This window comes from Auritidibacter ignavus, assembly GCF_029853775.1.
In the GTDB taxonomy this organism is placed as follows: domain Bacteria; phylum Actinomycetota; class Actinomycetes; order Actinomycetales; family Micrococcaceae; genus Auritidibacter; species Auritidibacter ignavus.
In genome coordinates, this window is sequence record NZ_CP122564.1 from 1047585 (window position 1) to 1067630 (window position 20046).

The 20046-nt window shown below is 57.1% G+C and carries 20 protein-coding genes and 2 tRNA genes; 11 read left to right on the forward strand and 11 right to left on the reverse strand.

What is annotated here, in order from left to right:
- The first annotated feature begins 4 nt into the window (after nucleotides 1-4).
- The 3 genes from QDX22_RS04700 to QDX22_RS04710 all read left to right on the forward strand — a co-directional run bounded on the left by QDX22_RS04700 (nucleotide 5) and on the right by QDX22_RS04710 (nucleotide 2137).
- Nucleotides 5-403, forward strand: coding sequence for a hypothetical protein (locus QDX22_RS04700; RefSeq protein ID WP_122548830.1), 399 nt, complete (start codon nucleotides 5-7; stop codon nucleotides 401-403).
- A gap of 439 nt (nucleotides 404-842) precedes the next feature.
- Nucleotides 843-1841 carry an N-acetylmuramoyl-L-alanine amidase gene (locus QDX22_RS04705; RefSeq protein WP_279718094.1) on the forward strand — a complete coding sequence of 333 codons (999 nt, stop codon included), beginning with the start codon at nucleotides 843-845 and terminating at the stop codon, nucleotides 1839-1841.
- Nucleotides 1842-1879: 38 nt separating this feature from the next.
- Nucleotides 1880-2137: a holin gene (locus tag QDX22_RS04710; RefSeq protein WP_279718095.1), complete on the forward strand. Its 258-nt coding sequence runs from the start codon at nucleotides 1880-1882 to the stop codon at nucleotides 2135-2137.
- A 293-nt stretch (nucleotides 2138-2430) separates the two neighbouring features.
- Here QDX22_RS04710 and QDX22_RS04715 read toward each other — a convergent pair.
- The 5 genes from QDX22_RS04715 to QDX22_RS04735 form a co-directional block, all read right to left on the reverse strand.
- A tRNA-Ile gene (locus QDX22_RS04715) sits at nucleotides 2431-2504 on the reverse strand.
- A 13-nt stretch (nucleotides 2505-2517) separates the two neighbouring features.
- Nucleotides 2518-3729: a glycosyltransferase gene (locus tag QDX22_RS04720; protein WP_279696378.1), complete on the reverse strand. Its 1212-nt coding sequence runs from the start codon at nucleotides 3727-3729 to the stop codon at nucleotides 2518-2520.
- Nucleotides 3730-3845: 116 nt separating this feature from the next.
- Complete coding sequence (locus QDX22_RS04725; RefSeq protein ID WP_279718096.1) at nucleotides 3846-4553, reverse strand: CDP-alcohol phosphatidyltransferase family protein; 708 nt, start codon at nucleotides 4551-4553, stop codon at nucleotides 3846-3848.
- Between the two features lie 42 nt (nucleotides 4554-4595).
- Nucleotides 4596-5489: a phage holin family protein gene (locus tag QDX22_RS04730; protein ID WP_110098728.1), complete on the reverse strand. Its 894-nt coding sequence runs from the start codon at nucleotides 5487-5489 to the stop codon at nucleotides 4596-4598.
- Nucleotides 5490-5666: 177 nt separating this feature from the next.
- Entirely contained in the window at nucleotides 5667-6329 is a 663-nt protein-coding gene (locus QDX22_RS04735; RefSeq protein ID WP_279718097.1) for a hypothetical protein, read from the reverse strand.
- A gap of 146 nt (nucleotides 6330-6475) precedes the next feature.
- On the opposite strand from QDX22_RS04735, the gene QDX22_RS04740 reads away from it, so the two are divergent.
- Nucleotides 6476-6991, forward strand: coding sequence for a GNAT family N-acetyltransferase (locus tag QDX22_RS04740; protein WP_279718098.1), 516 nt, complete (start codon nucleotides 6476-6478; stop codon nucleotides 6989-6991).
- Nucleotide 6992: 1 nt separating this feature from the next.
- Here QDX22_RS04740 and bioB read toward each other — a convergent pair whose 3' ends face one another.
- The 3 genes from bioB to QDX22_RS04755 all read right to left on the reverse strand — a co-directional run bounded on the left by bioB (nucleotide 6993) and on the right by QDX22_RS04755 (nucleotide 9720).
- A complete protein-coding gene (gene bioB, locus QDX22_RS04745; protein WP_279718099.1) occupies nucleotides 6993-8210 on the reverse strand; it encodes a biotin synthase BioB in 1218 nt (405 codons plus the stop codon).
- 92 nt (nucleotides 8211-8302) lie between these two features.
- Nucleotides 8303-9022 carry a GAP family protein gene (locus QDX22_RS04750; protein ID WP_279718100.1) on the reverse strand — a complete coding sequence of 240 codons (720 nt, stop codon included), beginning with the start codon at nucleotides 9020-9022 and terminating at the stop codon, nucleotides 8303-8305.
- A gap of 80 nt (nucleotides 9023-9102) precedes the next feature.
- Nucleotides 9103-9720 (reverse strand): hypothetical protein, encoded by a 618-nt coding sequence (locus QDX22_RS04755; protein ID WP_279723942.1) that lies wholly within the window; start codon nucleotides 9718-9720, stop codon nucleotides 9103-9105.
- Nucleotides 9721-10067: 347 nt separating this feature from the next.
- Here QDX22_RS04755 and QDX22_RS04760 point away from each other — a divergent pair, with 347 nt between their 5' ends.
- The 7 genes from QDX22_RS04760 to QDX22_RS04790 all read left to right on the forward strand — a co-directional run bounded on the left by QDX22_RS04760 (nucleotide 10068) and on the right by QDX22_RS04790 (nucleotide 15843).
- The gene (locus QDX22_RS04760; protein ID WP_279718102.1) at nucleotides 10068-10778 is read left to right on the forward strand and encodes a thiamine phosphate synthase; all 711 of its coding nucleotides are present in this window, start codon (nucleotides 10068-10070) and stop codon (nucleotides 10776-10778) included.
- Nucleotides 10775-11968, forward strand: coding sequence for a glycine oxidase ThiO (gene thiO / locus QDX22_RS04765; protein WP_279718103.1), 1194 nt, complete (start codon nucleotides 10775-10777; stop codon nucleotides 11966-11968). The genes QDX22_RS04760 and thiO overlap by 4 nt, the downstream gene beginning before the upstream one ends.
- Nucleotides 11969-11976: 8 nt before the next feature.
- A complete protein-coding gene (thiS, locus tag QDX22_RS04770) occupies nucleotides 11977-12213 on the forward strand; it encodes a sulfur carrier protein ThiS (RefSeq protein WP_199446204.1) in 237 nt (78 codons plus the stop codon).
- A 4-nt stretch (nucleotides 12214-12217) separates the two neighbouring features.
- Complete coding sequence (locus QDX22_RS04775; RefSeq protein ID WP_279718104.1) at nucleotides 12218-13042, forward strand: thiazole synthase; 825 nt, start codon at nucleotides 12218-12220, stop codon at nucleotides 13040-13042.
- Between the two features lie 4 nt (nucleotides 13043-13046).
- On the forward strand, nucleotides 13047-14231 hold the full coding sequence (locus QDX22_RS04780; protein ID WP_183145585.1) for a ThiF family adenylyltransferase: 1185 nt from the start codon (nucleotides 13047-13049) through the stop codon (nucleotides 14229-14231).
- Nucleotides 14232-14400: 169 nt separating this feature from the next.
- A complete protein-coding gene (locus QDX22_RS04785) occupies nucleotides 14401-15333 on the forward strand; it encodes an NAD-dependent epimerase/dehydratase family protein (RefSeq protein WP_122548836.1) in 933 nt (310 codons plus the stop codon).
- A 261-nt stretch (nucleotides 15334-15594) separates the two neighbouring features.
- Complete coding sequence (locus QDX22_RS04790; RefSeq protein ID WP_147472508.1) at nucleotides 15595-15843, forward strand: hypothetical protein; 249 nt, start codon at nucleotides 15595-15597, stop codon at nucleotides 15841-15843.
- 191 nt (nucleotides 15844-16034) lie between these two features.
- Here QDX22_RS04790 and QDX22_RS04795 read toward each other — a convergent pair whose 3' ends face one another.
- From QDX22_RS04795 to dnaG, 3 genes are all read right to left on the reverse strand, one after another.
- Nucleotides 16035-17501 (reverse strand): permease family protein, encoded by a 1467-nt coding sequence (locus QDX22_RS04795; protein ID WP_279718105.1) that lies wholly within the window; start codon nucleotides 17499-17501, stop codon nucleotides 16035-16037.
- Between the two features lie 506 nt (nucleotides 17502-18007).
- Nucleotides 18008-18079 (reverse strand) — tRNA-Asn (locus QDX22_RS04800).
- Between the two features lie 82 nt (nucleotides 18080-18161).
- Entirely contained in the window at nucleotides 18162-20033 is a 1872-nt protein-coding gene (gene dnaG, locus QDX22_RS04805) for a DNA primase (protein ID WP_122548839.1), read from the reverse strand.
- Nucleotides 20034-20046: the final 13 nt, after the last annotated feature.

The window sequence follows — 20046 nt, forward strand, 5'->3', positions numbered from 1 at the left end:
ACCAATGTCAGAAGGCGCACCAACACGCGGTGAAGCACTCTCCCGCGTGGCAACCTACGTCCTCATGTTCACCGCAGGCACATGGGTGATCCTCACACCGCCGAGGACGATTGAGGGCATCATCGGAACAACATCAACCTTCGTTTGGGGAGCCCTCCTACTCCTTGCGTCCGTCGCGGCCGTCGCGGCGTTGCTGATGAAATGGCGCGTCGAGCTAACGGTACTCCCACTGCTCATCGCAGGAGTTGGCATTTACGCGGCCGCTGTCTGGGCCGACGTGCCCGAAACAATCACGCGTGGGCCACAAGCGTGTATTCTCACGGCGTTCGCGGTCGGGCTAGGCACTCGGCTCCTTTCGCTCAGAGCGCTCGCAAAGAAACACGCTGCACAACATCGGAGGTGACTGTGGACTCAGGCTGGTTGACTCTCCTCATCACTCTTCTTGGAGGGACCGGTCTCGGTGGGACAGTCGCTGGCATCTACTCGGCCAGAGCCTCCGCTAGGACCGGTCAATCTGGGAATGAGGTCGAAGCCGCGAAAGCGGCAACAGCGAACTGGGACGCATTCACAACGAAAATCCTGGCCCGCGTGGACGCGCTCGAAGCGAAAGTGAAACGTCTGGAAGCTGATCGTGCTGTTGACGCGGCTTGGATCAGTCTACTCCAGGAGCACATTTGGTTGGGGAAGCCGCCGCCGCCTCCGAACCGGCCACCACGGGACCCTCGTTGATTGAATGATGCGCGGGTTTGCCTGTTCCTGGACGTGACATGCGGTACATCAACGATTCATTCTGACCATCCTGTGTGGTGGTCGTTTTTTTCTGCCGAACGAAGGAGACAAAAATGGTCATGTACACGGGCCTTGCGCGGGTCGCCAGAAAGACTGGCTACCCGGTGGTCGAGGTCAAGGGTTGGAAGCGACGAGGGTACGGGCAAATGTCCGGTGCCCGCTCGGTCATGTGCCACCACACGGCCGGGCCACGAAACGGGAACTATCCGTCCCTGGGTGTGGTCCGGGATGGTCGGCCGGGCATCCCAGGGCCGTTGGCTCACTATGGGCTTGGTCGTGACGGAACAATTTATGTGATTGCCGCCGGCCGGGCAAATCACGCGGGCAAAGTCAGCCACACGAATTACACGAACTCTTACAGTATCGGTATTGAGGCTGAGAATACCGGTCGCGGCGAACAATGGGGCTCGGCGCAAATGGACGCTTACGTGAAACTCTGTGCTGAGCTGTGCAAAGAATTCCGTTTGGACATGTCACGGGTCATTGGCCATAAGGAGGCGGCGGTCCCGCGTGGCCGTAAAGTGGACCCGACCTTCAACATGACCACGTTCCGTAACGCAGTCAAACGCGGGTATTGGAAAACACCATCGACTACATCGACCGCAAAAACATCGACTAAGAAAGGTTCATGGTTCGACATGGCCACCCCAGAAGAACTCCGCAAAATCGTAAAAGAAGAAATCCGCATCGCCTCCTGGGCATACCGGGGCAAAGCAAACAAAGACGCCTGGGCAATCCTGCGAGAAATCCGCAGTGTCGTCAAAAATATTCGCGACAACTCCAAAGTCCGGCCCTGGCTCTACAAGGGGGCGAAGGACCCTCGGGACATGCACGCGGTGCTGAAGCAGACAGATCGCAACGTGGCCGCTATCAAAGGCACCGTTGATGGCCTCGTCGAAGCTGTCAAACAGATCGACGGTGTAGACCCCGCAGAGATCGGCAAAGCAGTCAACAATGGCGTGTCTAACGCCCTATCCAGCCTTGAAGCCGACGTGTCCTTGAACATCAACACCAGCGAAGAAACCACCACCGAAGCGGTGGACGACGAGTGATCCCCCGGGGAACACAAGAATTAAAGGAGCAACACAACATGACTATTTGGACTAAAGCATTCTGGACGGGTGCCCTTGACCGGGCAATTAAAACGTTTTTCCAAACCTTTGTTGCGGTCCTGGTTGCCGGGGTCGGCGCTGACGCTGTCGGTATCTCGGCCGGTATTCTTGACGCGCCGTGGCTGGCCGCGCTGAGCGTCTCAGCCCTAGCAACGTTCCTGTCCATTGCTACCGCTGTGGGTAATGCTGACAACACCGCGAAAGATGCGTCGCTGGACTCTGGCCGTGGTGTATAGGCTCGGGTGATCCTGCGACAACGGTTTAGGCCGCCTCGCTTACTCATTGGGTAGGTGGGGCGGCCCCCTTTTTTTGTCTTAAAAAGGGTTATGCCAGCGAACATATAACCGTGTGTGCTCGCGGTCGAGAGTTAGTCTGTTTGGACACCGCATCCTGCCCCCTTTTTCCCCGTCCAGAACAGCCGTCCAAATTGCTTGTTCCACCTGTGGTTCCACCCAGTACCCCGAAAACACAGAACCCGCCAGACCCAAAATCTGGCGGGTTCCCTGCTACCCCGCGGGAGTAGCCACTGTAGGGCGTGTGGGACTTGAACCCACGACAAAAGGATTATGAGTCCTCTGCTCTGACCAACTGAGCTAACGCCCCAAGGCTCAAGAATCTATCGTAGCGTAGCTTCGGGGAGCAACTGAGTTGCTTCTTCAAGGGTGGCGCCGCGGTACAGTGCTTCCAACACATCAACGCTGGCGGACTCAGAGTGCCGCAATGCGATCTGATACGAGCGCTCACCCATCTTCTGGCGTTCGGCCGGAGCTGCCAGTAAAACCCGTTGCAACTTATCCGCTAAGTCTCCAGCATCGCCAGGAGTGAACAGATACCCATTCTCTCCTTCATTGACCAAATGTGGCAGCGCCAACGCGTTGGCCAGGATCACCGGCTTCTGTGCGCTCATCGCCTCCAGAGAGACCAAAGACTGCAATTCAGCTGTTCCTGGTTGGCAGAACGCATCGGCCCGCAAATAAGCGACTCGCAGTTCCTCATCACTGAGATGACCCAAAAACCGGACCCGATCATCGACCCCCAGGGACTCAGCCAGATCCCACAACCGGTACCGCTGCTCACCGTCACCGACGATTTCTGCATGAATCTCCGGTCCCGTATGGCTCAGCGCACGCAGGAGCACATCAATATTCTTCTCCACGGCCAGCCGACCGACAAACAACACCGTCGGGTATGGGTTTTTGGGGATTTCTTCGCCCTCGGCAAGCTGATATTTTGCCGCATTAATGCCGTTAGAAACCGGTAGCACCAAATCTAGGCCCGCTCGCTCGCGCATCGTTTGAGCTGACAGCGGGGTCGGTGTTGTCACGGCGACGGCTTTACCCATTAGTCGTCCCATATCGCGCCAGGAATTCTTCGACACAATATTACGGAACCACTGCGGAAACGGAAGGAAGGGGTCCAAATTCTCCGGCATAAAGTGATTGGTGCACACGGTACGAATCCGTCGCTTCTCAGCTTGTAAGATCGCTGCCTCACCGATCATGTAGTGGCACTGCGCATGTACAACATCAGGTTTGATCTCATCCAAAAGCGCCCCAATCGTCTGTCCCGCATGCGATCGCGAAACCAGCCGATAGGTTTCGTGGGTCGGCGCCGGACACGACTTCAGACGGTGCACGGTTGCCTCGTCGCGGTACTGGACCGTGTCAGGCCCCGCCTCGTTGCGGGCCGAGACCACGTGGACATGATGACCGCGCCGATGCAGTTCAGTGGCAAGACGGAAACATACGGTTGCGGCCCCGTTGACGTCTGGCGGATAGGTATCGGCAGCGATCAGGAGGGTCAGCGGGCCGGATTCAGGTACGGGCACAAGCTTCCTTTGGTATGCGGGATAGGCAACGGGAATATTTGCTAGCTAACATATCAACTCGTTGCACGACTGTCATGGAAGCAGACAACAAGGCGGTTCTCAACCGAATCGCCTTTTTAGTCGGATGCCGGGCTACCTCGTTCGTGCAGTCCGTGGCTGAGGTCTTCACTCGGCTCGTGAGTATAAGCCATGGACCAGCTTCGACGGTGGCGCGGATTAATGTTCTGGGAGCGTAACGAGTTGTACTTTTGAATACCTCGCCAGGCGTAGTCAACCGCGGCCAGCACGTGACCGGCACTACCAGGGATCAAAAAAACGTAAGCAATCAGGTTCAACCAGTTAGACTCAGCGACTCCCTGGGCCAGGACCAGGGCCGGGATACCAATCATCAGCAACGCGGTGCGAACCTTGCCCAGCACTGTGACCTCAAGTTCTGGGCTACCCAGAAATAAGAACGCCATCAGGATAGCCAGCAACAGGTCTGGCACAATCAGGCTGAGTGCTAACCACCACGGAGCGAAACCAGACAGTGCCACCGACACCACGACGATGATAATCCCGATGCGGTCGGCCACCGGATCCAGCCACTTTCCAACCGCGGAAATTTGGTTCAGTCGCCGTGCTAAATATCCGTCAATCCAGTCGGTGGAGAACAACACCACCAAAGTGATGAATGCCCAGACATACTCATCAATGACCAGCAACCAGACAAAGACCGGCACCAGCAAAAACCGGACAAAGGTGATGATATTGGGTATGGTCAGCCACCGGTCGGTGACAACATAGTCAATATCGTCGCGGGTACCTGCACCAATCAGTCGCATCAGGACGGTCCTGAGCTCCATCGGGTGGTAAGAGCCACAGGGTTAGTCCTTCTTTTTGTTCAGACGACGGACTAAGACAGCGAAAGTAGTCACCGAAGCACCCAGCAGAGTCAATGGAGCCCAGCGGTCTTTGACGAATTCACCTGCGTCGTTGACTTTCTCGCCTGCTGCTGCCGCGGTCGAGTAGGAAGAAACCGGACGCAACTGTTCTGCACGGGTAGCCGAATCGACGCGCCCCAGGGCGTGGTCGGTGAAGGTCGCCAGCTGGGCTTTGACGTCAGTCTTCTCATTCAGGCCGGAGCGAATGTCACCGAGGTGACGGCGACGCAAGTCCATGCGGTGGCGGATTTCGTCATCGCTGGGCTTGATATCAGGAATGCCCTCAGGTGCCTCACCGCGCTTGATCGCGGCTTTTTGTTCCTTCTGCGCCTGCTTGATGAGTTCTTTCTCGCGCTCTTTATCGATCTTCTTCTGCTCGGCCTTTTCGGCCTCGAGGCGATCGAACTCCACTGGGTCGAATGCGTTACCTTCCGTGAGGTATCCAATGTCGTGCTTGACCCCGCGAATCAGGTCAGCGGGAACAAGAGGCATCGCAGCCATGATTCGCCAAGCGCCAATACCGATCAGGATCAGAGTCAGAACGAAGGCTCCCAGAGCAGTCCAGAGTGCCGCAACCCAGATATTGGTTTGAGTAGCAAAGCCTCCGATCATTGCCACGATCAAGGCCACGATGGTGATAAACAGGAACAAGAGGCCGACAACCGCAAATCCGGCCCCTACCCCGATGGTCACACCTTTGGAAGTGGCATGAGATTTTAGTAGTTGGAGGTTGTCCTTTAACTGTTTCGGCACCAGGCGCGAGCCAGTTGTGGCCAGATCCATCAGCGAGCTGGACCGAGTCTGATCTGAGACGGTCGGGGCACTCTTCTGAGCCATTCGAAAATTCCTACTCTCCACGGGAGGTGTTCAGTACCAGCAACAAACTATCATGACCGGTGCACCGACGAGAACCATCGGGCCCTCGTCGGTGCACCAAACGTCTACTCAGCGTGTTTCTCTCAGTATTTCACACCTTGGGCTTGAATGCCTGGGGGAATTCACACAATGACCAGATTAGTTAGGGGGCACCGTCTCTTCAGCAAGATCCTGGCCATTGGTGTCGTCGAGGTCAACGTCCCACCGCAATTGGTCATCGTCCTCATCCAATTCCAGCTCGTCGACGATCGCTTCATCATCGCGTCCCTGAAGGACTTGCTGAGCTGCTTCAGCCGCGGTGACCGTGGCTTGTTCGGCTTTCTGCGTATCGTCGTCATCGCCGTCGTCTTGCTCGGTCTCGGTGACCTGACCTTCTGGAGTGATCACCAACTCATAAAGAGCACCCGAAGAAACGACGTCAACTTCATAGCTTGCACCAGAGTCCTCGCGATCCACTGCAATGACCACCCCATCACTATATTCATTCAGTGCCGCATCAATCACGCCGAAGACCGCGTCCTCGCTTTCCGCGGTACCGTTTGAGTCGTTGGCACTACTAGCGTCATCATCCTGATCATCGCTGTCTGACTGGTCATTTTCTTCCACCTGGTCATCAGCGTCGTCGGCACCAGCATTCTGGTTGTTCGCCTCGGTCCCAGAGTCTGCGCTCTGCTCAGCGGGGGCATTTGCTGAAGTGTCGGTACCTTGTTCTTCGGTCGAGCAACCTGTCAGCGTGGCCAGTCCCAGAACGCTAAGCCCCAGAACAGTGGTGACATGGCGGGTAGTGGTAGTCGTCATCATCAGAATCTCCTCCTTGCGGGATTACATCTCGTCGTGATTCTGTTTTGACCCGAGGATGCTATTTCCCCGGCTGATGAGTCTGAACGTATCGAGAGTTTGTGAGAAGGCTATGAGAATTGATGCGTATGAGGCCTAAACTGACACTCATGAGCCCAACGATTCGCCCCGCACGTCCGCAAGATACCCCCGAAATCCTTCAGATGATTCAGGCCCTTGCCGTGTACGAGAAAGAGCCTGATGCCGTCCGCAATACTGCCGAGCAGTTGCAAGTCCATCTTTTCGGCCCGCACCCTGCCATTTTCGCCCACGTCGTTGACGCGCCCGGACCCGGCGACGGCCAGCTAGCTGGATTCGCATTATGGTTTTTGAACTATTCCACGTGGGAGGGGACGCACGGAATCTATCTCGAGGACCTCTACGTGCGTGAACAACACCGTGGCCAGGGATACGGCAAGGCGCTACTCCAGCATCTGGCCAGTATTGCCGTGGCGCGCGGTTACCGCCGGGTCGAGTGGTCAGTGCTGGACTGGAACCAACCCTCCATTGATTTCTACCGCTACCTTGGGGCCTACCCCATGGATGGCTGGCACGTCTTCCGGCTCGATGGCCCGGCACTCCAATCGTTCGGAACTTCGCAGGATTCCAACCGGCCAGAGGCGTAAATTAGGCATTCGGCGCGTAGTCAGTCCCAGCTCCCCGCAACCGGATCGACGGAATCAACACACCGTCGGGGTCTGTCTCGTGGCCTGTGACCGTGGGACGCGGTTTACCGCAAGGCAAGGATCCCGACGCCGCCGTAGCCACAGATTCGTTGACCTTCTGAGCCGGCTGTGGGTCGGTTGATACAGCAGCTAGATGCGCAGCACGGTGTGCTTTGAGCTCGTCACGTAATTGTTGTGCATCTTCAGTGCCCACGATGGAGAATCCGCCATCGACGATCATGTCAAGATCTTCTTCAGCCGGTTGCCCCTCTGAGGTGAGATAGTCTCCCAAGAATAATGAGTTAGCCACGTGCAGCGATAGTGGCTGTAGCGAGCGCAAGTGCATTTCTCGACCACCCGCGATCCGCAGTTCGCGGTCAGGACACATAAACCGCACCGCGCACAGGATGCGCATGCATTGCTGCGGGGTGAGATAATTGGTCCCCGCAAGAGGGGTGCCCTCAAAAGGGATCAGGAAGTTGACCGGAATCGAGTCTGAGTCGACGTCCCGGAGCGACTCAATGGTTTCAACGATCTGCTCATTGGTTTCGCCCATACCCACAATCAGACCCGAGCACGGTGACAATCCAGCATTTCGGGCCTTACCGACAGTATCAACGCGGTCAGCAAAGGTATGAGTGGTGCAGATATTGCCGTAATGTGACTCAGCGGTATTGAGGTTGTGGTTATAGGCATCTACTCCTGCTTCTTTCAATCGTTCCGCCTGCCCGTCTTTGAGGAAGCCCAAGCAGGCACACACCTCAACACCGGGATTGGCCGATTTGATGTCCTCTACCATCCCAGAGACCTTATTAATGTCCCGATTCGAAGGCCCGCGCCCGGAGGCCACCAAGCACACGCGCGAGGCTCCACCGGCGAGCCCGAATTCAGCTTGTCGCCGTGCTTCATCAGCATCAAGCCAGGAGTACTTGAGAATCTCGGTATCTGACCCCAACCGCTGTGAGCAATAACCACAGTCTTCAGGGCACAGACCAGACTTCAGGTTCACTAGGTAGTTGACCTTGACCTGGTTGCCAAAGTACTTTCTGCGCAAGCGACTCGTAGCGCTGACGAGCTCCATCAAGTCAGTATCTGGACTGGTCAAAATTTCCATCGCGTCGTCAGCGGAAATGACTTCACCGTTTTCAACGCGGTCTGCGAGTAATCCGTAGTTGAACACCGTTCAATCCTTGAACACTGTTCAGGAAATGTCAACCTCCTCACACAAACGGCACGCTTGCCTCCACCGCTCACCTGTGGCGAAATCTGGCGCTAAAGCAGCTCAAAGATACCAATTCCTGCGATAACGACACCGAAAATTGCGGTAAATCCCGCGCTGGAGGATGTCGCCTGTTCAGAAAGTAACTCGTCGAGCGTCGTCAGGGGCCCGGAGACTGTCTTCGGGAAAAAACACCGCCCCAGCGCCAGCAGTAAGGCTGGCATAATCATCACCACACAATACAGGGCCAGCAGACTAGCCGATTGCCACAGACTCAGCTCCTGAGCGACCAAGATGCCGATCGCCGCCAGATAGGGAAGCATGGTGGCCACCTCCAAAACCACTGCTGTCAGAGCGAGGCTTGTCATTAAGGACGCCGATTTCAACCCCGAACTCTCGGACTGCATGATGTGGTCTCTGATTCTCCGCAAGACGCCTGGGCCTCGCTTCGGCGCCTTCCGGACGCGGTTTCTTCGGCGATCACGCCACATCAGAAACACCCCAATCATGACAGCCAGGGCCCCGATGAACACCAGAATCCAAGAGAACCCCTCCGATTCAAATACTGACCGGTACCGAGCAACCAGAGCGTCAGCACCTAATAGGAAGGCCAGACCAATCGCGTAGTAACTCAGCGCCACGACAGCTAGGTAGGTCGCAATACGACCAAAGCGGAATTGTCCCGGTGCCATCGTCAACCACACCGGAATGAGCAGTGTCCCGAAAGCCGTGGAGTCTAAGAGCGCGAGGCCACCAATCACGAGGAGCAACATCAAGGGCGAATATACCAATCAGGTCAGCGGAACAGTTCAGAACGAGCTCCGCGTACAGGACTCACGCGATACCGACTTCATTAGCTACCATCCGCCCCAGGTTTCTTCGGCAGTGTTCTTCTGCTCTCTGACTCTGTGTGGCCTGCTCTGTTACTCGGTGAGGCCTGTTGGTGTTCCTTCTGACGCTGTAGTGCTCTCTGATACATCTGCTCGTTCATCACTACTGGCATCGTTTCGTGGCCCGGCATCGGGTCCATCCCCTGAGACTTCATCCACTCGAACGCCCGATGCATCAACACGTCCAACTGCATCATCGTCCGCTTCTGACCCTTCAAGCTCTGTCTCTCCATCTCGTCCAGATCGAACGGTCGTACTCGTTCCCGACGCAACTGCACTTTGTGGCTGATAACGATCGCCTTCAGATAGTTCTTGAATTCCTCGGTCACGTCCTGAAACCTCGGAAGTTCCAGTGCCCGGTCCAGCACCGACGGAAACTCCCCGTCCACTGTCTCCTCGTGGTACATCTCCACCAGCGACTGCAGATACGGGGTCTCCTCCAACGGGTTCTGCCACACGTTGGGATCCTCGTCCCATGCGTCCTGCTGGGCCTGCCACAACTCCTGGTCGAGTTTCATCACCATCGGATCCCCGTACCGTTCCTCCCACAGCAGTTCTGGTTCGATCCTGGGTTGGTTCATCCTCGGTTCTGGTTCGATCTCGGGTCGGTTCATCATCATCACTTCCTCTCCGAGTTCTCTGTCATCTCAAAAACATGACATATCTGAATAACTTCTTGGTTGACATAACGCCACAGGGATCGTTTGCTGTCAACCCCTCGAATCTCTTCTTCAGTTCGAGCCGGGTTCATCACAGAGTGCTCTCGTGTGCCGGGCTCAGCGTAGAGTAGTACCTCGAGGCGACACCGTATCGTCATCAGCCAGTCCGTCCCTTGTTCCGCGCTGATCCGTTGCGGTAGTCGTTAAAGTGTCTGAGACCACAGTCGTATGGGGTAGCGACATTCGGATCGATCTGAAGGAACGAGCGGTTGGATCAAAGCAAACACCCGAACGAGAGCTTCCTGGAGTGCTACTTCGTCACCGGACGAACCGTGCCCCAGCCCACTCCCGAGCCAGATGAAGCTGAAATAGAAGCGATCGTGGATATTGCTCGGCGCGCGGTTGCTGGTGGCGCGGGCATCGTACAGGTTCGGAGTAAGCCGATTGGCGTCCGTGCCCTGACCCGGCTTTCGGTCATCATTGCAGTTGCGGTCGAAGAGGTCAACCCGCAGGCCAAAGTGGTCATCGATGATCGCGTCGATGTCGCAGTCGCGCTGATGCCAGACCACCATGTTCACGGAGTACACCTAGGCCAAGATGATTTGGACCCCAGACTCGCCCGGCGGGTCTTGGGGCCTCAAGCCATCATCGGACTAACCACCGGCACACTGCCACTGGTTGAACAGGCCAACGAGTATGCCGATGTCATTGACTATGTGGGCGCTGGGCCCTTTCACCCAACACCTACCAAGGACTCCGGACGCGAACCCTTAGGGCTACAGGGTTATCCCGCACTCGTCGAGGCCTGCCGAGTTCCGGTGGTAGCCATCGGTAGCGTGCGCGCCGAGGATGCGGGCGATTTGGCCGCCACGGGGGTCGCCGGTGTCGCTATTGTACGAGGCTTCATGCAGGCTGAAGACCCCGCGGCCGTTGCCCAGGAAGTCAACCAGGCCTTTGCAACCCGGGGGATCACCCGATGACGACGAACGCCTCCGCTACCCGCCTTCTCTCCCCCGTTGGGCACCTCATCATTGGTGCCGGCATTATTGGGCTGACAACCGCAATCGAGTTGTTACGCCACGGGGTTCCCGCTCAAGACATCGCGCTCGTCGACGCCCACCCCATCAGTGGTGCCTCCCGCGTGGCTGGAGGCATGCTCGCCCCGGTGGCGGAGGTCCAATATGGACAAGAAAAGCTGTATCCGCTCATGGCGCGTTCGGCTGAACTCTGGCCACAGGTGGTGGACTGGATCCGGGAACGCACCACACTGCCGACAGGATATCGGTCCGAATCCACGATAGTTGTCGCCGCTGATCGGGCCGATGCGACCCACGTATCTGAGCTCCAAGCGCATCAGACCCACCACGGCATGGACGTCCGCCGCATCACCACACGCCAGGCCCGGACCTTAGAGCCGGGACTTTCCCCGCAGTTGGCGGGGGCAGTGGAAATCCCGGGAGATCACCAGGTCAATCCACGATTGTTTTGTGTGGCATCGCTTCAGGTACTCCAAGAAGCCGGGGGGCGACTGATAAAGCAACGGGCAACGGCACTGACCTTTGACTCGGCGCGCTGTACCGCGGTGCGCCTGTCCACCAATGATGTCGTCGAGGTCAGTGGGAGCGTCTATGTCTGCAATGGCCTAGGCGCCCAGCATATCGCCGGTGTGCCCGTCTTGCCGTTGCGCCCGGTTTGGGGCGACCTAGTGCGTTTGGCGGTTCCAAACGACCAGCCGGCCCCAGTTGATCGCGTCATTCGCGGTTTCGTCGAGGACCGCCCTATTTACGTCATTCCGCGCACCGATCACACGGTTGCCGTGGGCGCCACCAGCCGAGAAGATCACCGCACCCGTGCCGGCGTCGATGGGGTGTATGCGCTGTTGCGGGATGCGATTCGTATCGTACCGGGGCTGGAGGAGTGCGAATTTATCGAGGCCCTCGCTGGGGCTCGACCGGCCACCCCGGACGATCTCCCGCTGCTGGGCACGGTCGGGTCCAACGTGATCATCTCGACCGGTTATTTCCGCCACGGGATTTTACTCTCTGCGCTCGCCGGACAGGCCAACGTGGCCCTAGGGTTAACCCAAGACACTTCAAAATTTGCACGGAACGACGCAACGGATAAGGTAGGCATTGACATCAGTGCCTGTGCCTTGGAACGGTACCTGTAAAGGAGAATATGCCCGTGTTGTATACGGTCAACGAGGAACAACGCACCAGCACTACTCCGCTGAGCATCGCGGATATTGTGCACCACGAAACATCTTCATCCGGGGCAACTGCCGCAGCTACAGCGGATGCACAAGGCATCGCGGTCGCACTTAATCGCACTGTTGTCCCGCGGAGCCAATGGGAATCACAGCAAGTCAGCGATGGTGACGACATCGACCTACTCGTTGCCGTGCAAGGTGGTTAAGCACATGTTGGAGATTGCAGGACGGTCTTTTAACTCCCGGTTGATCATGGGGACCGGCGGTGCGACGAGCCACGAGCTGTTAGAAAAATCCTTGGTCGCCAGTGGCACAGAGCTGACCACAGTTGCTATGCGTCGTTATCGCACGTCACACAGCGCCGATACTCCGTCAAGCAACCGCGGCGAGAGCGTCTTTACGTTATTGGAACGACTCGGCATTGCGGTGTTGCCCAATACTGCCGGATGTCGCACGGCTAAAGACGCAATCCTTACCGCTCAGCTGGCACGTGAGGCTTTAGGGGCGAACTGGGTAAAGCTCGAAGTGATTGCCGATGATCGCACGTTGCTACCGGATGTTGTCGAACTGGTCGACACCTGCGAGATGCTCGTGGCTGATGGGTTTGAGGTTCTGGCCTACACCAGTGATGACCCCGTGGCGGCCAAACGACTCGAGGACGCCGGAGCCGCTGCGGTAATGCCGCTCGGGTCTCCCATTGGAACAGGGCTGGGAATTCTTAACCCCCATAATATTGAGCTGATCTGTGCCCGCGCCCAGGTTCCGATCATTCTGGATGCAGGTGTGGGCACCGCCTCAGATGCAACGCTGGCCATGGAACTTGGCTGTAGCGGTGTGCTCTTAGCCAGCGCTATCAATCGTTCCCAAGATCCGGTGACGATGGCACAAGCTATGAAACGTGCGGTGGAATCCGGCCGCCTGGCCCGGGAGGCCGGCCGGATCCCCCTCCGCAACCATGCCGAAGGCGCTCTGGCTAGTTCGACCTTCGAAGGCCTTGCCCGGTGGGATGAGAACTGGGCACAAGAGATGCTCTAGTGTGATGACCGAGCACAGTCCCCAGCCTTTTCGTAGTCTGCCAGTTCAGGAGCAACGACGCACCGCTCGCCACCTGAATCTTCCCGATTTCGGGCCCGCCGAGCAACAACGCCTTCATGACGCTAAGGTGCTCGTTGTAGGTGCTGGCGGACTCGGTAGCCCCGCTATGCAATCGCTGGCAGCAGTCGGGGTCGGCACCATCGTGCTGTATGACGACGACACCGTCGATATCACCAACTTGCACCGGCAGATATTGTTCAGCACAGCCGACACGGGCCGACCAAAAGTCACCGTCGCTGCCGAACAGCTCCGTCGTTTGCAACCGGACATCAGAGTCGAAGAACATCGCGAGCGTCTCACTGCGGAGAATATTCTCGATGCTTTGGCGCACGTCGATGTCGTACTGGATGGTTCCGATACTTTTGCCACCAAGTACTTGGTCGCCGATGCAGCCGAGATCACCGGCACCCCGCTGGTCTGGGCGACAGTACTGCGATACAGCGGACAGCTTTCCGTCTTTCAGACGGGAAAAGTAGGTCTGAGGGATCTCTTTCCAAACCAACCAAGTGGAGACGCCATACCGGATTGTGCTTCTGCAGGTGTCTTAGGAGCAACCACAGCAGTCATGGGTTCTTTAGCCGCAACCGAGGTCATTAAGGTGCTCACCGGCATCGGTCGCCCACTGCTCGGCTCCGTACTGTCCTATGACGCATTGAACGCCACCACCAGCACCTTTAACGTGATGGCAGATCCGCAACGCAACCCAGTCACGGCAGAACAGCTTGGTACGACCCCAAGCACCTGCAGATCAAAAACTGTGTGCCCGGACGGCGATGCCCACACCCGTACCCCCTCTGAACGCCGGCGACTGTTGGACCGCATTTCGCAAGGAGACGCTGTCGCGCTGGACGTGCGCGAATACCACGAAACCTTGCTGGACAATCTCGCAGCGCTAGGACCACACAGTCGCTCCAGCCGCCTGGCAATGTCGGAGTTGACTTTGCCAGACGGCACACTTGAACAAGATGCCCCGCAGGTCCGAGATCTATTCTCCCGTCACGGCGAAGCAGACATCGTCGCGTACTGCGCTTCTGGCAAACGCAGTCAGCGGTTTGTTGAGGCCTACGCATCACTCGCACAAGCACACGGGGTCACACTGATCAACCTTCCCGGAGGAGTCTCGGGCTGAATCGCCCGGCACACGAGACATCAGCGCCGGTGGTATCACCTCACAAGCTATCTATCCCCAAGCATTATCTCGGACGACCTGACTACTCGGCGGTATGTTTGGCGCGAAAAATGCCGATATGTGACGGGAAAAATCATAGTCAGAGCGAGTATCAGGTCAGCTTCAACTTATGAATCAGCCTCTCCACGTTACTGTTACCGGCGCCGGGGGTTTCCTCGGTAGCCACGTCGTTTCCCAGCTGGAAACAGCCGGGGAAAAAGTCACCGCGCTAGCGGATGCCAACGATTGCGATATCACCGATGCCCAGGACGTGGAGCAAACCATCGGGCCCTGCGATGTCATCATCCACTGCGCAGCGATGGTGACTATTGAAGACCAGGTGAAACCGCAGGTACGAGCCGTCAACGTCGAAGGCACCGCCAATATCCTGGAAGCGGCGCGTCGTCACCAGGCTCGTCTGGTGTATGTGTCGTCCGTTCATGCCCTCACCGAGGCTCCGACCGGCGTCGTGATGGAAGAACCGGAGTCGTTCGACCCCGACACCGTCTTCGGTGGGTATGCCAAAACCAAAGCCGAGGCAGCGGCCCTTGTCATGGAAGCTGATGACGTCGATCGGGTCATCATTCATCCTTCAGGGCTGTTAGGCCCGAACGATCCCGGGGCAACAAACCTGACGACACTGGTGCAACGCCTGGTGGATGGAGAACTGGGAGTGGTGGTCAAAGGTGGCTATGACATGGTCGACGTGCGTGACGTGGCCGCTTGCGTGGTCAAAGCCTGTCGCACCGGTTCGGGACCCTATCTGGCAACCGGTGGCTACATGAGCCTGCGTCAACTCGGACGGATTGTCACCAACTTGGTCGATCGACGTGACCCCCTGACATTGCCGTTGTGGGTGGCTCGGGCAACAGCGGTGCCGGTCAAAGGTGTCGCGCGTCTCTTCGGACGGCCCCCGCTATTTACCAAGTATTCTCTCTATACCCTGAGCTCAGGAAACCGTTTCAAAAATGCCAAGGCCCGCCGTGAGCTGGGGTTCGAGCCTCGTCCACTGGAAGAAACCTTGAGCGATATGGTGGACGAGCGACAGTCGCAACAAGACTGACGCGGCCTTCCTCAAGCACCTGAAGCACCCGCCCTGTCTGTTTCTCGTCGGGCCTGTCCTCGGTAGTCAGGAGGGGCCCGAGGCATGATGCCGTCAGGACCGGCCCCATTGTGAGGCGAATGTCGCCATGATCGACACCGATCTCAAAACTTCAGGGTGAGATGTCGACCACAACTTTATGTTGTCCGTGGTTTTCCGTACGAATGAAAGGACCAACGGTTCATTACCGATACCGACCGCTACCACAAGGAAGTGATCACCATGGGACCGTTCATCGCGTTGGTCATTTTGGGTGCCATCACGCTCTTTGCACTGTTGGGGACTCGCCCTATCTCGACGCTGTTGACTCTGCTTCAGCTGGGATTGTTTTTCTTGGCAGGATTCACCATCATCTATTCAACCGGTGCTGAATATCCGGCATGGGGCCATGCTGTCCTCTACTCAGCCGGATGGATCTTGATCACAGCGTGCCGTTCCGGACTGATCGGGGCCCTGATGAGAGACCGATGACACTGCACAGTCCACGTCCGAGATCGCCACGAAGCAAGCACCAGAAAATTTCAACCTGAAACGTCCTCGTTCCAGTGCTCCGGACGAGGACGTTTCATTGTCGTTGTATTGGCCTCCGGCTGAAGCAGACGCAGGTTCGACGCACGAGAAAGCGCCCACCACTAACGGGCGGGCGCTTTCTCCGTGCTCATCTAACGGCCGCCCGGTTCCGAACCATCCTCCGGTGCCCGCTTAGTCTCAGTCTGGCCAGGTTCCCCTCCCTCAGTGCTGGCCTGCTGCTGTTCAGCAGCAAACTCGTCCGAGGCATCATGGGGCGAAGGCTCCGCAAAGAGACCGTCATCTTCTCCCTTGAAGAAGTCCTTCGTGTAGATGAGCAGGCACAGAATGATACCTGCCACAAAGCCCCAGCTTGCTCCCATGGTGGCAAGAATTGCTGCGGTCACCCCAGCGATACCAAGGTCGGTTTTCGAGCGTGCCTCGGTAATACCAACTCGAATTGACACAAAGCCCTGCACCAGCAGGGTCAGTGCCAGTGCGACCCCGAGCACCGGCTCCATCAACGTCACGATCGGCAAGAGCCAAAGACCCGTATTCGTTCCCAACCGGAACGAACCCGCCCCGCTGAAAATCGATTGCATCGCCTTCGGGCCCTTCTTGTACCGCTCCGAAGTTGTCACGTGCATGGCAGCCCAAAGCGGACCACACATCGCGGTGTCGGGCCCGAAGATACTCATCAAAACGTTTCGACCACCGAAAATCAGGTGCCCACGGTTGGGGTTATAGCGAACGTTCTCATCGGTACGCACCACGTTTGCTTCGTCCAGCACAGCGCGTGCCTGCAGGACATCGCCGAAGACGACGATGTAGGCAGCCAGCACCGTGGGAATTGCAGTGAGGAACATCCCGATCGGTGGCATACCCAGACCAAACACCGTGTATTCAGTGAATAGCGTGTTGAAATCAGGGGTGCTGAAACCCCACTCGACTTCAGGCCAAGGTACTTCGTTAAACAGCGGAGCGATAACCACAGCCAGGAGCATGGCGGGCAGAATGCCGAGGCTACCGATGAAAGCCAGGACCCCGGATTTACGTTGCCACATCTGGAAGTGTTTTGAGTACAACAAGAAAAATGCGATACCGACGCAGATAGTGATCGTCCAAGGGAAGTCCTCAAATTGCCCGCCCGCGGAGAAGACTCCCTGCACGGCTGCTAGTCCAGCACCGACGACGATGCCGGCGCGCAGTGCGTTCGGCACGAATCGCACCACTTTTGAGGCGAGCCCCGTGACACCCAGCGTCAGCGACAGCACCCCCAACACCAGCTGGAACGAAACCAGCGCATGGACCCGCTGTTCCACTGGGAACGATTCAAGATATAGCGCCAACAGTGGAATCGCTGGGGTGATCCAGCCAGGGACGACCGGGTCACCGAGCATGTGATGGGTGAGGTAGAGCAAGCCGTTGAGAATCACGATCGCAAGCGCAGCCTCAAACGGCATTTCGAGCAGCTCGGTCATCAACGGAATGGCGGAGAGGTCAACCGCACACATTACGAGACCCTGCGTGTAGTCTCGCCATTCAAATCGGTAGTGCAAGAAGGGTAGCCGAACGTCAAACGGTCCCGCCTTCCACGGTTTCGCATATCGACGCGTCATCATATAACTCCTCTATGCCATGACGAAACGCCGCTCTTCGGAATGGGTGTGAGGCGAGATCGGGTTTCGCAGTGGGTGTATTTGTATCCTGAGAGACTTCGAGGTCCTGAAGAATCAGGGGCACTGAACCACACGATTCCACGGACCTCGACGACGTCTGATTCTAGTTCCTGCTACCGTGGTACGGATAATTACTGCCAGCACTGTGAGGTACTACTCAAATCGATCTGGCTTGGCCTGGGGCCAGAGGCGTCCGCACCCCGATAACGACCTCGTGAGAAGGCACGCCATCGTCGGTGGCCGAATACCTAGCCCGCCCCCTGAGAACTCGAGATATAAACAGTTAAGGCGCACTAGCCCACCTTGTTCGGTCTCAAGATAGCGTCTCAGACGGTTGCAGGGTGCTAGTAGTTGCTTACGGCATTGGTTGTGCCCAGTTACTGGGGGAGGGAACCTTTAACGCAAAACGTCCCCGCCCGGGAGTTCCGAACGGGGACGTTTCCTCACAGCTCCCCCAGCTGGATTCGAACCAGCAACCCTTCGATTAACAGTCGAATGCTCTGCCGTTGAGCTATGGAGGAAAGCAACGGATAATCACTTTAGCAGAAGAAATCCGAAGTGTGAAATCGAGGTGACATCGGCTAATCTGTGAGGCTGGGGGTCTTAGTGGCCTCTGATGGCCCGGCGACGCTGTTCGAGTTGCATCAGTTCCTGATTGATTTTCAGGAACTCGTCGTCATTGTCGCCCACTCGATTTAGCTGGGCTAGCAGGTCAGCTTTGCGACGGGTGATCTGTAATTCAAACAGACTGTTCATGATGTCGCGGCAGTAGAGAACGACATCGTGTTCATTCGTTGCAGGTAAGGCTGTCACGGCCAGCTCAGCGACCATGGGACGCAAGGCAGCGGGCACTTCCTCAGAGACTTTTTCAACCCAGCCGTTCAAACTCTCGGTCGTTGATCCTGTGGTAATGATGGCCGCCTGGATCGCTGCGAAGACCGGCACTCTAAAGACAGAGGAGTAGAACGCTTCCCATTGCTCTTGGGAGAGCATCTCCGGGTACTGGAGCAAGACCTCTAGCGCGCCTTTTTCCATTCTGGCCACAGGATCCCTAAGATCGGGGTGACTTGCTACCGGGAGGTTCGCACCTACCTGCCGTTGTTGCCCCGGCTGGGATACTCTGGCCGAGTGTTCTTTTTGGTGTTGTTGGAGGCGACGTTCTTCGGTACGAACCGCTTGGTCGACATCGGTGAGTTCTAGCCCCAGTTTTCCAGCAAGATCTCGAGCGTACTCCTTTTTCATGATGGGATCTTTAATGCCAGCCAGAATGGGGGCTGTGGCTCGCAATGCTTGGGAACGACCCTCCACGCTCTGAAGATCAAACCGCTTCAGCGTCGTGTTGAGGGCAAATTCGAATAATGGCCGCTTCGAGTCAATGAGCTCCCGCAGAGCGTGGTCTCCTTTGTTAACACGCAGGTCACAAGGATCCATACCCGAGGGTTCTACGGCCACGAAAGTGCGGGCTTGAAACTGTTGGTCTTCTTCAAAGGCCCGCAACGCTGCTTTCTGACCGGCTTCATCGCCGTCAAACGTGAAGATCACTTCGGCACCACTGCGGTCATCGCTGATCAGCCGGCGCACAATTTTGGTATGGCCCGACCCGAATGCGGTTCCACAGGTGGCGACAGCGGTGTCCACGCCGGCAAGGTGAGCTGCCATCACATCGGTGTAGCCCTCCACCACCACGAGCTGACGGTGCTGAGAGATCTGGCGTTTGGCGATATCCAGCCCGTAGAGGACTTGGGACTTCTTATACAACGCAGTCTCCGGGGTATTCAGATATTTCGGTCCGGGGTCTTCGTCTGACATTTTCCTCGCCCCGAATCCAATGGTGGCGCCGGTCAGATCCCGGATCGGCCAGGTCAGCCGATCTCTGAACCGGTCATACAGACCGCGACGTCCTTCTGAGAACAGCCCGGTGGCTTTCAATTCCTGGTCGGTAAATCCGTGGCGGTGCAAGTGGTCGAGCAGATTCGACCACCCGGCCGGGGCGTAGCCAACCCCGAAACGTTGGGCATCCTCAGCCGTGAATTCCCGGGATTGGAGGAATTGCTGTCCCAATGTTGCCTGGGATGTTTGCAGGGTTTTCTGATAGAACTCGTCGGCAATCTTGTGGGCTTCCAATAGACGCTGGCGCTGTCCGACCTCGCGACGGTCTGGACCCTGACCGTCCTGATAGGCGACTTCGATGCCAGCTTTAGCCGCTAACGCTTCCACCGTTTCGGTAAATGAGGTGTGTTCCAACTCCATGAGGAAACTAAAGACATCCCCGGAGGCTTCACATCCGAAACAATGGTAGGTACCCACCGATGGCCGCACGTGGAATGACGGAGTCCGCTCGTCATGGAAAGGACACAAGCCTTTGAAGGATCCCACACCGGCGGACTTGAGCGTGACATAGTCTTCCACCACGGCTTTCAAGTCCGTGGCTTGCCGTACCGCATCGATGGTGTCGCGCTTAATCAGTCCTGCCATAGCACCAGTCTAG